This window comes from Streptomyces sp. NPDC059785 (assembly GCF_042732375.1).
Taxonomy (GTDB): Bacteria; Actinomycetota; Actinomycetes; order Streptomycetales; family Streptomycetaceae; genus Streptomyces.
The window spans coordinates 135,279-149,604 of sequence record NZ_JBHWHV010000013.1; the positions used below are offsets into that span (position 1 = coordinate 135,279).

10 protein-coding genes are annotated in these 14,326 nt (G+C 73.2%); 3 read left to right on the forward strand and 7 right to left on the reverse strand.

Features of this window, described 5'->3' with window-relative positions; genetic code table 11:
• Window positions 1-954 precede the first annotated feature (954 nt).
• Genes ACFV6E_RS13075 through ACFV6E_RS13085 form a run of 3 tightly spaced genes read left to right on the forward strand, consistent with a single transcriptional unit; the run spans window position 955 to window position 4,341 of the window.
• Complete coding sequence (locus tag ACFV6E_RS13075; protein ID WP_385461198.1) at window positions 955-2,187, forward strand: hydrolase; 1,233 nt, start codon at window positions 955-957, stop codon at window positions 2,185-2,187.
• Window positions 2,188-2,243: 56 nt separating this feature from the next.
• Window positions 2,244-3,341: a DUF6081 family protein gene (locus ACFV6E_RS13080; protein ID WP_385461200.1), complete on the forward strand. Its 1,098-nt coding sequence runs from the start codon at window positions 2,244-2,246 to the stop codon at window positions 3,339-3,341.
• Between the two features lie 10 nt (window positions 3,342-3,351).
• Complete coding sequence (locus tag ACFV6E_RS13085) at window positions 3,352-4,341, forward strand: alpha/beta hydrolase (protein WP_385168497.1); 990 nt, start codon at window positions 3,352-3,354, stop codon at window positions 4,339-4,341.
• Between the two features lie 69 nt (window positions 4,342-4,410).
• On the opposite strand, the gene ACFV6E_RS13090 is transcribed toward ACFV6E_RS13085, so the two are convergent.
• From ACFV6E_RS13090 to ACFV6E_RS13120, 7 genes are all read right to left on the reverse strand, one after another.
• Window positions 4,411-5,148 (reverse strand): BTAD domain-containing putative transcriptional regulator, encoded by a 738-nt coding sequence (locus tag ACFV6E_RS13090; RefSeq protein WP_385168494.1) that lies wholly within the window; start codon window positions 5,146-5,148, stop codon window positions 4,411-4,413.
• Between the two features lie 328 nt (window positions 5,149-5,476).
• Window positions 5,477-6,358: a hypothetical protein gene (locus ACFV6E_RS13095; RefSeq protein ID WP_385461203.1), complete on the reverse strand. Its 882-nt coding sequence runs from the start codon at window positions 6,356-6,358 to the stop codon at window positions 5,477-5,479.
• 201 nt (window positions 6,359-6,559) lie between these two features.
• Entirely contained in the window at window positions 6,560-8,008 is a 1,449-nt protein-coding gene (locus tag ACFV6E_RS13100) for a S28 family serine protease (protein WP_385461206.1), read from the reverse strand.
• Between the two features lie 173 nt (window positions 8,009-8,181).
• On the reverse strand, window positions 8,182-8,568 hold the full coding sequence (locus ACFV6E_RS13105) for a hypothetical protein (protein WP_385461209.1): 387 nt from the start codon (window positions 8,566-8,568) through the stop codon (window positions 8,182-8,184).
• A gap of 83 nt (window positions 8,569-8,651) precedes the next feature.
• Window positions 8,652-8,837 carry a hypothetical protein gene (locus ACFV6E_RS13110; protein ID WP_385461212.1) on the reverse strand — a complete coding sequence of 62 codons (186 nt, stop codon included), beginning with the start codon at window positions 8,835-8,837 and terminating at the stop codon, window positions 8,652-8,654.
• 143 nt (window positions 8,838-8,980) lie between these two features.
• Window positions 8,981-12,739 (reverse strand): ABC transporter ATP-binding protein, encoded by a 3,759-nt coding sequence (locus ACFV6E_RS13115; protein WP_385461215.1) that lies wholly within the window; start codon window positions 12,737-12,739, stop codon window positions 8,981-8,983.
• 152 nt (window positions 12,740-12,891) lie between these two features.
• Window positions 12,892-14,130: a serine hydrolase domain-containing protein gene (locus ACFV6E_RS13120; RefSeq protein ID WP_385461307.1), complete on the reverse strand. Its 1,239-nt coding sequence runs from the start codon at window positions 14,128-14,130 to the stop codon at window positions 12,892-12,894.
• Between the last annotated feature and the right edge of the window lie 196 nt (window positions 14,131-14,326).

Sequence of the window (14,326 nt, forward strand, 5' to 3'; positions counted from 1 at the left end):
TTCTCCTCCGCGGGGCGAGGCACTGGGAGCGGCTGCGGGGCCAGCGTGCGGATGGCCGCTGGCGGTCCGCTGGGAGTCCGCTGGTGCCCGGAGCGCGCGCCGCCAGACACGTCCAAGCGCGGGCCAAGCCGTCTCCGGGCGGCTAGGACCAGACTCCCGCCCCACCGGAACGGCGACCAGCCGCTTCCGATCGACCACGACCAGACTCCGGCCCACCGGAACGGCCCCGAAGCCGTCCCCAGGCAACCGCAGCCGGACCCCCGGCCACCAGACCGCCACCACAACGACGACCAAGCCGCCCCCGGGCGACCGCAGCCGGACCCCCGGCCACCGGGCCGCCACCACAACGACGACCAAGCCGCCCCCAGGCAACCGCAGCCGGACCCCCGGCCACCGGGCCGCCACCACAACGACGACCAAGCCGCCCCCAGGCAACCGCAGCCGGACCCCCGGCCACCAGGCCGCCACCACAACGACGACCGAGCCGCCTCCAAGCGGCCACGGCCAGACTCCGGCCCACCGGGCTGCCACGGGAACGGCGATCGAGCCGCCTCCAGGCGACCGGGACCAGGTATCCGGTCCACCGGACCGGTGCCGGAGCGGCGCCCACCCGTACGAACCGAGGAGCGAACCAAGATGGCCCCGACCCCGCCCACACCGGCGTCGACACCGCCCGCCCGGCCACCCGCGCAGGCACCCGCACGGGCACCGGCCGGCACATACGTAGGGGCGTCTTCGCCGACGCCCCCGACAACCGCTCCCCCGCGCCCCTCGCACCCCCGACGACCCGAAGCCGCCGCCGTAGCCTCCGCCGAGCCCTCGGACGCCCCCTCGACCGTCCCTCCGGCCGACAACGCGACCGACAACGCGGCCACGCCGCGACCCGACACCAGGCCTACCCCGCACCCCGGCGCCCCGACCACCGCACCGTCCACCCCGACCGCCCCGGGCAACGTGTCCCGCGCCGACGGGACGGACGGTGCGAGCGCGGCCGATGGTCTCGTCTCGGCCGCCCGAAGTGTCGGCCGAGAGGCCGCCCGGTGCGCCGCCGCCGCGGAGACCGCGCGGCGGCTCGATCCCGATGTGGTCAAGGCCGTCGTCGCGGCGGGCTTCGCCCGCCATCTCGTGCCCGCCGCGCACGGCGGCGACGAGGGCACCTTCCTGGAGCTGGGCCGCGCGGTGAGCGCCGTGGGCGAGGGCTGCACCGCCACCGCCTGGTGCGCGTCGCTGGCCGCGCACATCGGCCGGATGGCCGCGCACCTGCCCGAGGAGGGCCGCCGCGCGGTCTGGGCGGAGGGCCCCGACGCCTTCCTCGTCGCCTCCCTCACCCCGCTCGGCACCGCCCGCCCCGTACCCGGCGGCTACCGCCTGTCCGGCACCTGGCCCTTCGTCAGCGCCATCGACCACGCCGACTGGGCGCTGCTCGCCGCGCAGGTGCCCGGCCAGGGCCCGCGGGTCCTCGCCGTCCCCCGCGGCACCTGGCGCACCGAGGACACCTGGCACAACGTGGGCATGGCCGCCACCGGCAGCCACACGGTCACCGTCACCGACGCGACGGTCCCCGCGGCCCGTACCGTCGCCCGGGACGACCTGTTCACCGGGCGCGGCGCCGCCCGCATCGTGCCGCGGCTCGCCGTGCCGATGCAGGCGACGACCATGATGTTCGCGGTGCCCGCGCTGGGCGCGGCCAAGGGGGCGTTCGCCGCCTGGCGGCAGCACGCCGAGCGGAAGATCCGCGCGGCGGCCGGCGCCCCCGCCGCCCTCCCCGGCATGCCGTCCTTCAACCGGGTCACCTGGGACACCACCCTGGCCCGCACCGCGACCGGGATCGACGCGGCGGAACTGCTCCTGGAGCGCGCCGCGGAGACCGCCGACTCCTTCCGCCCCACCCCCGCCCCCACCCCCGGCACCGGCCTTGGCCCCGATCTCGATCTCGATCTCGGCCCCGCCCCCGGCCCCGGCTTCACCCCGCTGGAGACCATGCGCATCTGGCGGGACTGCGCCGTGGCCACCGATCTGCTCGTCGGGGTCGCGGACCGGCTGTTCCGCGCCGTGGGCACCGGCGGCCAGTCGTCCGCCAGCCCGGTGCAGCGCTTCTGGCGCGACATCAACTCGGTCGCCGGCCACCAGGCGCTCCAGGTCGAGTCCGCCGCCACCGCGTACGCCCATCAGGCACTCGGCTTCTGACACCCCCGTACCGACCCGCGTCGACCCGCACCGACCCGCGCACCGGAAGGACCCTCATGACCATCAGCCGTCGTACCGTGCTGACCACCACGGCCGCCCTCGCCGCGACCGCCGCCCTGTCCGTCAGGTCGAGCGAGGCCGCGGCCGACGAGCCGGGCAGGCCGGCGGCAGACCGCACCGTCCTGTTCGACGACGACTTCTCCGGCGGCTTCGGCACCTCGGGCCCGGACGCCCGCTGGACCCACGTCCCGTTCGGCGGCGGCGTCGGCGAGGACGGGACGGCGACCACCTCGGCGCGCGGTCTGCGGCTCGCCGCGAGCGGCACCAACCCCCGCACCGGCGAGCCCGCCTTCACCCTGACCCTCGGGCAGCACGAGCCCAGCGGCCTGCCCGGCGGCCTCGACCACGTGAAATGGCTGTCGTACCCGAACCGGAAGACGCCCGGCGGCCTGCTCGGCTTCCCCGCCGAGGACGGGCGCGAGCTGGTCCACGAGGCCCGGATGTCGGGCACGACGTACGGCACGGCGGGCCACCCGTTCGGCGCGGCGGTCACCGACCCGCACGACGACCCGCGCCTGGCGATGGCCGGGATGCCGATGGAGGACCAGGAGAGCGGCATCGCCTTCGACTTCCTCTTCACCGACAAGACGGTCTACGCCTTCTACGAACGGCTCCCGCACCACCGCGACACCCTCGGCAACTACGCGGCCTTCACCTACGCGGTGCCGGTCGCCCGCCGGCACTCCCCGGACGCAGAGCACCACGTCAAGGTCGCCTACAACCGCTCGCGGGGCCTGGTCCGCTGGTACCTCGACGGCCGCCAGGTGTTCGCCGTGCACCGGATCGGCCACCGGCTGTCCTCGCGCCGCCACATGCTGCTCGACCACGGCGGTACGGAGGCCACGGTCGCGCCGCGTCAGCTCACCGGCGGGATCGGCCTGTTCGACGCGCTGGACGGGGCCCGCTCCGGCACCGCGGGCTCCGGTCTGGTCCGGCTGACCGCGGAGGCCGGCCACTACTTCGACCCGGTGCTCGGCGAGCCCTCGCCGCAGACCTTCCTGGACGACGACAGCCGCCCGGAGCACCGGCTGTGGGGCCAGGGCGCCGCGGTCCAGGTGCGCCGGTTCACCGTGTCGAGCTGCCCCGCGGACTGAGGGGCCCACCGTGCCGGCGCCCTACGCCTTCGACCCCGAACTGGCCCCCTTCGCGGCGCGCATGCGGCCCCTGGACTACGCCGATCCGGCCGGGGCACGCCGGACCATGCGCGCGGTGATGTCCGCCCAGCCGCCCTACGCGCACCTGGACCGGGTACGGGTCACCGACCGCACCCTGCCGGTGCCGGGCGGACCGGAGCTGACCGTCCGGACGTACGAGCCCGCCGAGCGCTCCGGTGAGCCGCTGCCCGCGCTGCTCTTCCCGCACTGGGGCGGCTTCGTCACCGGTGACCTGGACACCCCGCGCGCCTTCGCGGCCCGGATCGCGGACCGGGTGGGCGCGCTGGTGGTGTCGCCCGACTACCGGCTCGCCCCCGAACACCCCTTCCCCGCCGCGCTCGACGACTGCTGGGCGGCCTTCGCGTGGATCGCCGCGCACGCCGCGGAGCTGGGCGTCGATCCGGACCGGATCGGCGTGGGCGGGTTCAGCGCGGGCGGCGCCCTGGCCACCGCGACGGCGCTGCGCGCCCACGAGCGGGGCGGCCCCGACCCTGACCCCAACCCCGGCCCCGGCCCCCGCGTCCGCGTCCGCGTCCGCTTCCTGTATCTGCTGTTCCCGCAGCTCGACGACCGTCTTGACTCGCCCTCGGCGACGGAGTTCACCGACACCCCGGTCCTGGACCGGGCCGCGCTCCGGCTCTGCTGGGGGCACTACGCCGGTACGGGCCCGGCCCCGTCCCTCGCGGCGCCCGCCCGGACCCGTACCGAAGACCTGGCGGGGCTGCCGCCCACGTTCGTCGGGGTGTGCGAGTTCGACCCGCTGCGGGACGAGGGCGTCGCGTTCGCGCACCGGCTGGTCGCGGCGGGCGTACGGACCGAACTGGTCCGCTACCGGGGCACGTTCCACGCCTCGGTGGGCATCGGGCACGCGGCCGTCTCGCGGCGGATGGTGGCCGACCAGATAGAGGCCCTGCGCCGCGGCCTGCTCCCCACGGACTGACACACGCACGAAGGACTGACCCGCGCGCGGTACGCGGTGCGCGTACCGCGCGCGTGAGGCCCCCGGCCGTCAGGCGGAAGTACGCCGCCCCGATATCGGGCGGGTATTCATCCGCTGTTCCGCAGGAAATGCCAGCTCGTGCTGGAGCATCTGAAGTTCCGGAGCGGGCTCTATTCCCAGCTCCAGGTCGAGGATGCGCCAGAGATTCCGGTACGCCTGAAGCGCTTCCGCCCGCCTTCCGGTTTTGTGCAGCGCCTTGATGAGCTGGGCGTGGAAACTCTCGTTGAGCGGATTTTCGGCGACCAGGAGCCGCAGCCGAGGAATGATCTCCTGGTGGCGGCCGAGCCGGGCGCAGGCCGAGATCAGCAGTTCGTGCGCGGCGAACCGCAATTCATTGACGTAAGTGAGGTGCGCGTCGAGCACCGAGCCGGTGATCATGCCCGCGAGGACGGGTCCGCGCCACAGCCCCAGCGCCTCGTCGAGCAGGCGCGCGGCCGCCTCCGCCTGACCCCGGTCGAGCGCCGTGCGGGCCCGGCCGACCAGACCCTCGAAGACGACGACGTCGATGTGGTCGCCCGGCACCTCGATGCTGTAGCCGGCGGCCCGGGTGACCAGCACGGACCGCCCGCCGGGCCCGGCGCCGCCGCAGATCTTGCGGGCGTGGTAGATGTACGTCTGGAGGGTGGTGAGGGCGCTGCGCGGCACGTGCTCGCCCCACAGTTCCTCGATGAGCACGTGGGCGCCGACCGACTCCCCGTTCTGGACGACCAGCAGTCCCAGCAGTTGACTGACTTTCGACCTGCTCAAGGTCGTGGACCCGCCGTCGTCCCCCGTTATTTCGAACTGTCCGAGCAACTTGAACTTCAATTTTCCCCCATGTTTTCGGCCGCACACGGCAAGAAGTGATCAATTCCCGGCCGTGGCACCTGATCGCGCCAACCCCGGGCACCGGCGGTCAACCGGTGCGAGCAGGGATATAAGGGAAGGTATAAGAGCGGATCGCTCCATGCCACTCGAATCGTCGTGACCGCCGTCACACTAGCCGTCGACTGCTCGAAATAATGGCTGCACATTGTCTGCATAACGGCGGCAAACAAAAAGAAAAAAGGGTTCTGTTCTCGTTTCGCGGAACGCATCATGCCGCCGCGCAGCGGAGCACGTCCGCGCGCCAGGCCGTACCGGCCGCGTCCGAGACCGGCAGCTCCAGCCGTACGGCCAGCCGGAACAGCGCCCCGCACAGCCGGGCCCGCTGCACGGCGACGCTCGGCGCGGTCGGCCCGCTGCCGTGCCAGCCGTCGAGGCAGGCGGCGGCCGCGGCGAGCACGGCGCACCGTTCGACCAGGCCGTCCGCCACCGCGCCCGGCGGCGGTGCGGCGGCGCCGTCCGGGTCGCGCAACGCCGCGCACCGGGCGGCGAGTTCCCGGCGCTCCGCCTCCAGGCCCCCGGCCAGCTCCGCCAGCGGCCGGGGCAGGGCGCCGGGCCGTACCGGGGTCAGCGGCCGGGCCAGCCGGTCCTCGCCGAGGGCGATCGCGGCGAGCCGCGCGGCGAGTTCGTCCCGGGTCCGCGCGGAGCGCCGCTGGACGGCGCGCACCAGGACGCGCCGGTGGCGCCGGTACTCGGCCGCCGCCGCGTCGGGCCGGTGCAGCCGGGCCCCCAGGACCGGCGCGAGACCGGCCACGCCCTCCAGGAGCAGCACCGGTACGAGGTGGCGCCCGGCGGCGGAGGCGTCGCCGCCGTCGCGGCTCAGCAGCCGGTCGCCGGTCCACAGGTCGAGGTAGCAGGCGCTCAGCGCGTCGGGCGCCGGCGAGCCGCCGGTCCGTGCGACGGCGGCCAGCGCGGCCCCGGCGTGCGTGATCAGCCGCCCGGGCCCCGGCTCCGGCGCCCCCGCCACGACCCGCAGACCCGCGAGACCAGATGGCCGTCCCCGCCGCAGCCCCCGTACACCACCGCCCGTGCCCGTGCCACCGCCCATGCCCGTACCACCGCCCATGCCCGTACCGCCGCCCCCGCTGCTCATCGCGCCCCTCCCGGCCGAGCGTCCGCCGCCTTCGTCCCTTGCGCCTTGCGCCTTCGCCCCTTGCGCCTTGCGCCTTGCGCCTTGCGCCTTCACGGTCTCCGGCGGTGGTTGCGGGCGGCTGGGGACACGGCGGAGGACCGCTGAAGCACACCGCCCCCCGGCCGGGTGGCCGGGGGGCGGTCTGCGTGCGGACGGTGCCGGTTACGGCCGGAGCGCGGGCTCGCGTTCCACGTCGCGCTTGTCGAGTCTGGCGTCGAACTTCGCGAGCGGCTTGGCCGCCGACGGGTCCGACTGCACCTGCTCGGAGGCGACGCCCGCCCACTTGAGGATGCGGGCGGTGGCCAGCGCCTTCTGCTCGGCCTTCAGGCCCGCGACGTTGGCGCCGTGGTTCATGCCGGGCGCCGTGAAGACGTAGGAGTCACGGGCGCCCGCGCCGAGACGGAAGGGCTCGGCTCCCCACGGGTCGTTCTCGCCGTAGACGAACAGCATCTGGCTCGCGTGGTGGCGGACCCAGCTGTCGACGTCCCGCATGGCGGACGCCTGGAACTTCATGGGGATGGAGCGCGGCACGAAGTTCCGCGGCGGCTGGTAGCCGTAGCTGATGTACTTCTTCTCGATGTACGGGAAGTGGATCGTGGGCGCGCCGAGCTGCGTACCCGCCTGGTAGTAGTACGGCGTGTACGTCTCCAGGCCCTGGTCGGTGTAGGCGGAGAAGCCGGAGATCGTGTCGACGGAAGTCCAGATGGCGTCGTCCGTGGCGTGCGCGGCGTCGGCCGGGATCGTCTCGCAGTCGGCGAGCAGGCTGTACTGCCAGAAGCCCCAGACGTAGTCGAGGACGGTCGCCTCGTACGCCCGGTCCAGGCTGCCGATCGTGTCGAACGTGTAGCCGTTGTCGGCGGCGTAGGCGGCGTACTTCTGTTCCAGCGGCTCGCGGCGCACCAGTGCCTCGCGCTGCACGGCGTTCAGCTTCTCGCGGCACTCCTCGGTGCCGACCTGCGTGAAGAAGCGGTCGTAGGCGGAGTCCTCGTCGTTGACGACGTCGTTCGGGGCGACGTAGGCGACGACGCCGTCCATGTCGCGCGGGTAGAACCGCTCGTAGTACGTGGCGGTCATGCCGCCCTTCGAGCCGCCGGTGGAGAGCCACTTCGCGCCGTAGACCGGCTTGAGCGCCTTGAAGATGCGGTGCTGGTCGCTGGCCGCCTGCCAGATGTCGAGCTTGGACCAGTCGGCCGGGGCGGGCCGGGACGGAGTGAAGTAGCGGTACTCCATCGAGATCTGGTTGCCGTCCACGATCTGGGTCGGCTCGCGGCGGCTGGGCGTGGTGGAGACGTTGTAGCCGCCGGTGTAGAAGACCGTCGGGCGGGACGTGTCCTTGTGCAGCACGGTGATGCGCTGCTGGAACGTGCCCTTGGACGGGTGCCGGTGGTCGACCGGCTGGGTGTAGTTGAGGACGAAGAACCGGTAGCCGGTGTAGGGCTTCTCCTCGATCAGGCTCATGCCGGGTATCGCGAGCAGCCGGTCCTTGATGTCCGTCCCGGCCGCGGCCGACGTACTCGTGGCCTCCGGCTGAGCGGCGGTGGCCGCTCCGGCCGTGCTCAGTGTGCCTATGAGCACGGTGAGCGCCAGCAGCCATCTGAGCGCCTTGCGCATGCACCCTCCCCTGGATTTACGCGGATGTCCGCCGGAACGTAGCGGAGCGCACCCGCGGCGCACCAGGGCGGCCAAGGGAAAGCTGTGGATTTGCCCTGAAATCGAGGGCGCCGGTCAGCCGCCCGGCCGTTCGCGGGTCCTCAGCGGGTGCTCAGCGGGTGCTCAGCGGGTGCTCAGCACAGGATCCAGCCGGAGTTGACCGATCCGGCCGACACCCGGCCCTTGATCCGGACGCAGCGGTGTCCGGCGTGCACGGTCACCGGTCCGGCGTGGTGCGTGTAGCTGCCCTTGTCGGCGACCGGACGGCTGCCGCGCGCCTGCACGCTGACCGACATCTGCTTGCGGCCCTTCTTCTTCTCGGGGAAGGTCACCGCGCACACGTAACCGCCGGACCTGTAGACCTGCACGGAGCCGGTACTGAAGGGCAGCGTGCGCACCTTGCGTCCCGAGCAGTACGAGGCCGCCTGCGCGCTGCCCGGGGCGGCCAGCGCGAGCAGACCGGCCGTGGTCAGCACGGCCGTGCCGAGCGCGAGCCGCCGGCGTATCGCACCCTTGTCCACTGATGTCCTCCCCCACCGCCTCACAGGCGTACTGATGTACGGACGCGTGAGGTAGGGCGGATGGTTGCGCGGACCGACCCCTGTCAGTCCCCCGGTCCGCCGAACGTCCACCGTCCTGCCGGCAGCGTGGCGTGCACCGGCATCTCCCACAGGGTACGGACGTCCGCGGTGAACGGGTCGGTGTCGAGGACGGCCGGGTCGGCCGGGTCACCGACCCTGATCAGCCGGCGTCCGGCGGCCGCCGCGGTGAGCGCGGCGGCGAGCGGCACGTCCTGTTCGGGGTGCCAGGAGGGGCGGTCTTCGCGGCCGCGGCGGCGTCCAGGGGCCGCCGCACCACATGAGACGCCGACCCGCGAGGGCCCTACGAGCGTGCCCAGGACCCCACGAGCGTGCTGAGGGCCCCACGAGCGGGCTACTGGGCCGCCGTGGCCACCGGCTCCCCCACGAAGGTCCGCCACAGGCGTGCGTACCGCCCGTCCAGGGCCAGCAGTTCGTCGTGGGTGCCGTCCTCGGCGACCCGGCCGTGGTCCATCACCACGATCCGGTCGGCGCGGGCGGCGGTGGTGAGCCGGTGGGCGACGACGAGGGTGGTGCGGCGGCCCGCGAGCCGGTCGGTGGCGTGGTTGACCTGGGCCTCGGTGGCCAGGTCGAGCGCGGCGGTGGCCTCGTCCAGGAGCAGCACGTCCGGGTCGACGAGTTCGGCGCGGGCCAGCGCGATCAGCTGCCGCTGACCCGCCGAGAGGTTGCGGCCCCGCTCGGCGACCTCGTGCAGATAGCCGCCGTCGAGCGTGGCGATCATGTCGTGCGCGCCGACCGCGCGGGCCGCGGCCTCCACCTCGGCGTCGGTGGCGGCGGGCCGCCCGTAGGCGATGGCGTCGCGGACCGTCCCCTGGAAGAGGTACGCCTCCTGCGGAACGACGCCCAGCCGGTGGCGGTAGGACGTGAGGTCGAGGGCGCGCAGGTCCGTCCCGTCGGCGGTGACCCGCCCGGACGTCGGGTCGTAGAAACGGGCGACCAGCTTCACCAGGGTGGACTTGCCCGCGCCGGTCTCCCCGACGAAGGCGACGGTCTGCCCGGCGGGGATGGTCAGCGAGATCCCGCTGAGCGCCTCCTCGTGCTCGTCGGAGCCGGAGCCCGAGCCGGAGCCGGCGGCCCCGTACGCGAAGTCGACGTCCTCGAAGGCGATGTCGCCGCGCAGCGAGCGCACCTGACGCGGCTCGTCGGCGGCCTCGGTGGACGTCGGCTCGCGCAGGAGTTCCTGGATGCGGCCGAGGGAGACGGTGGCCTGCTGGTAGCCGTCGAAGACCTGGGAGAGCTGCTGCACGGGCGCGAAGAACAGGTCGATGTAGAGCAGGTAGGCGACCAGCGCGCCGGTCGTCAGAGTGCCGGCGTCCACCCGGTGGGCGCCCACGATCAGCACGGCCGCCGCGGCCACCGAGGACAGCAGCTGTACGAACGGGAAGTACACGGAGATCAGGAGCTGTCCGCGGATGCGGGCCCGCCGGTAGCTGTCGCTGCCCTCGGCGAACCGCTCGCCGCCCAGCGTCACGCGCCGGAACGCCTGGAGGATGCGCAGCCCGGCGACCGACTCCTGGAGGTCGGCGTTGACCAGCGACACCCGCTCGCGGGCCAGCTCGTACGCCTTCACGCTCGCGCGGCGGAAGAAGAACGTGGCGACGATCAGCGGGGGCAGCGTGGCGAAGACGACCAGGGCGAGCTGGACGTCGATGACGAGGAGCGCGGCCATGATGCCGAAGAAGGTGACGACGGAGACGAACGCGGTGACCAGGCCGGTCTGGAGGAACGTGGAGAGCGCGTCCACGTCCGTGGTCATCCGGGTCATGATCCGCCCGGTGAGTTCGCGCTCGTAGTAGTCGAGTCCGAGCCGCTGGAGCTGGGCGAAGATCTTCAGCCGGAGCGAGTACAGGACCCGTTCGCCGGTCCGTCCGGTCATCCGGGTCTCGCCGATCTGGGCCGCCCACTGCACGAGGACGGCGAGCAGGCCGAGCCCGGCGGCCGTCCACACGGCGCCGAGCGCGAGCTGCGAGACGCCTTCGTCGATGCCGTGCCGGATCAGCACCGGCAGCAGCAGTCCCATACCGGCGTCGACGGCGACCAGGCCGAGGCTCACGAGCAGCGGCAGCCCGAAGCCGCTGAGCAGCCGCCGCAGCCCGTACGACCGCTCGGGCCGTACGGCGCGTGCCTCGTCGATGCCGGGGACGTCGGTGGCCGGGGGCAGCGCCTCGACCTGGGCGAGCAGTTCGGGGGTGGCGGGCATGCCGGCCAGCGCGTGGTCGCGGGGCTCGCGGTCGCCGGTCCACAGCCGAGGGGTGACGCCGCGCTCGGCGTCGAACTCGGCGTCCAGCTCCTCGCGGACGGAGGTGTCCTCGGGCGGCGCGGCGGCGGACGGCAGGCTGTGTCCGGGTGAGACGCCGCCCAGCTCGTCGGGGTCGGTGAGGAGCCGCCGGTAGAGGGCGGACCGCTGTTGAAGCTCGTCGTGGGTGCCGAGGTCGGCGAGCCGGCCGTCGTCCAGTACGGCGATGCGGTCGGCGAGGTTGAGGGTGGAGCGGCGGTGGGCGATGAGCAGGGTGGTGCGGCCCGCCATGACCCGGCCGAGCGCTTCGTGGATCTCGTGCTCGACGCGGGCGTCCACGGCGGAGGTGGCGTCGTCCAGGACGAGCAGCCGGGGGTCGGCGAGGATGGCGCGGGCGAGGGCGACGCGCTGGCGCTGCCCGCCGGAGAGGGTGAGCCCGTGCTCGCCCACCTTGGTGTCGTAACCGTCCGGCAGCTCGGCTATGAACCGGTCGGCCTGCGCGGCACGGGCGGCGGCCTCGATCTCCTCCTGGGTGGCGTCCGGCCGCCCGTAGGAGACATTGGCCCCCACGGTGTCGGAGAACAGGAAGGAGTCCTCGGGGACGAGGGCGATGGCGGCGCGCAGTGAGTCCTGGGTCAGCTCGCGGACGTCGTGGCCGCCGACGAGGACCGCGCCGTGCGTGACGTCGTAGAAGCGCGGCAGCAGCAGCGAGACGGTCGACTTGCCGGACCCGGAGGACCCGACGACGGCGAGGGTCTCACCGGCCCGGATCTCGAAGGACAGCCCGCTCAGGACCGGGCGCCCCTCCTCGTACCCGAACGAGACATCGTCGAACTCGACGGTCGCGGGCGCGTCGGCGGGCAGCTCCTTGGTCCCGTCCTCGATCGACGGCCGGGTGTCGATCAGTTCGAGCACACGCTCGGCGCCCGCGCGGGCCTGCTGCCCGACGGTGAGCACCACGGCGAGCATCCGCACCGGTCCGACGAGCTGCGCGAGGTACGAGGAGAACGCGACGAACGTACCGAGGGTGATCTGACCGCGTACCGCGAGCCAGCCGCCGAGCGCGAGCATGGCGACCTGCCCGAGCGCGGGGACGGCCTGGAGGGCGGGGGTGTACTTGGCGTTGAGCCGGACGGTGCGCAGCCGCCCGGCGAAGAGCCGCCGCCCGACCTCCCGCAGCTTCCCGGTCTCCTGCTCCTCCTGCCCGAACCCCTTCACCACGCGTACGCCGCTGACGGCGCCGTCGACCACGCCCGCGACGGCGGCGGCCTGGGCCTGCGCGTACCAGGTGGCGGGGTGCAGCTTGCTGCGGCTGCGCTTGGCGACGAACCAGATGGCCGGGGCGACGGCGAGCGCCACCAGGGTGAGCGGCAGCGACAGGGCGGCCATGATCCCGAGGGAGACCAGGAACAGCAGGAAGTTGCCGATGGTCATCGGCAGCATGAAGAGCAGCCCCTGGATGAGCTGGAGGTCGCTGGTGGCCCGGCCCACGACCTGCCCGGTGGACAGCTCGTCCTGGCGCCGCCCGTCGAGCCGGGTGATCGCCCGGTACATGTCGGTGCGCAGGTCGTGCTGGACGTCGAGGGCGACGCGTCCGCCGTAGTAGCGGCGGACGAAGGTGAGGACGTAGACGAGGGCGGCGGCGCCGATGAGCGCGCCCGCCCAGACGGTCATGGACCGGCTGTGATCACCGATGACGTCGTCGATGATCACCTTGGTGATCAGCGGCACCAGCGCCATGAGGGCCATGCCGGCGAGGGAGGCGCCGAGCGCCAGCACGACGTTCCTCGGCTTGCGCCAGGCGTACCCCGCGAGCCGCCGTGCCCAGCCGCTCCGCGCCTCCTGCTCCGCTGCCACGCCGGTCCCTTCCGTAGGTCCAAGTCCGCGGATCCGGGGTCGTCCGTGGGTCCACGTCGGTGTACCCGGTCCACCCGCCGGTCCACCGGAAGGGATCAACGCGGAGGGAAGCGGATTTCATCCCTCCGCAACAATCGGCGCATCCGCTCGCTCTACTTGATCTGCTTGCCGAGCATCGTGCAGGTCGCCGCGTCCACGAGCGCCTTGTTCGCGGTCGCGGCGGCCTTCTCCTTGATCCCGAAGTTGGTGCTGGTGAAGACCGCGACGCTACGGGTGCCGCTGGCGTCGGTGTAGATCTCGCTGGAGTAGCCGGGCAGGCCGCCGGTGTGGCCCCAGACGGTGCCGCAGGCCGTGTCCACCCGCATCAGGCCGAGCCCGTAGCCGCCACCCTCCTCGGGCGCGTCCACGGTGGTGCGCATCTGCTTCAGCTGGGCCTCGGGCAGCAGCTCACCGGAGTTCAGCGCGGTGAGGAAGGTCTGCCAGTCGCGTGCGGTGGAGACCATGCCGCCCGCCGCCCACGACCAGCTCGGGTCGATGGCGGAGGTGTCGACGTTGTCGCCGGGACGTTCGGCCCCGGCGAACCCGACTCCGTCGGGCAGGTCGACGGTCCCGGACAGGATCTCCTTCAGCCGGGCGGCATCCGGCTCGTACCCGGTCACATGCTGCTTGCCGGAGTTCTTGCCGGTGTCCCAGTCGGCGTCCGTGGCGAGGAACGAGTCCTTCATCTTGAGCGGCCCGGTGATCTTGTCCTCGATCAGCTCGGCCAGCCCGCTCCCGGTGGCCTTCTCGAGAATGAGCCCCAGCGCCTCGTAATTGGCGTTGCTGTAGGAGTACGTCTCGCCGGGCTCGGCCGGCGGGTCCTGCTCGGGCGTGATGGCGAGCAGTTCCCGCGGCGTCCAGGTCCGCTTCTCCTGGCCGGTGAGGGACGGCAGGAACTCCGGGGTCAGCAGGAAGTCACCAAGACCGCTGGTGTGATTGAGCAGCATCCGTACGGTGATGTCCGCGCCGCCCTGGACAACTCCGGGCAGCCACTTCTCCACGGTGTCGTCGAGGCCGATCTTCCCGGCGGCGACCTGTTGCAGGACGAGGGTCGCGGTGACCGTCTTGGTGTTGGACCCGACCCGGAACCGGTCGTCGGCGGCGATGCGGTGGTCGTCCTTGGTCCAGGCGGCCTGCTTGGCGATCTCCACGGGCTTCCCGTCGCCGGTGTCGACGCGGACGATCACGCCGAGGGAGCCCTGGTCGGCCGCCTTCTGCGCGAGCGCGGCCAGCTTCTTACCGGCCGCCGTACCCTGCCCGGCGGACGCCTTCGCCGCGCCGGACCCCGAGTCGCCGGACCCCGAGTACGAGCAGCCCATGAGCAGCGCGCTCATGCCGGCCGCCAGGGTCACGGCGAGCGCTCCGCGCAGGAGACGGGAGCGGCGGGAGCGGCGGGACGGGGTGTGTGCGGACATGGTGGTTCCCTTCGGCGCATGACGGTGGGTTCGTGCGCGTCGGGGGCCCGGCGTTCGCCCCGCTCACTGTGCGGATCTGCGGCGGGCCCTGCGCACTGCAACCATTCAGCCAGCGCGGGACGCCCGGTACATC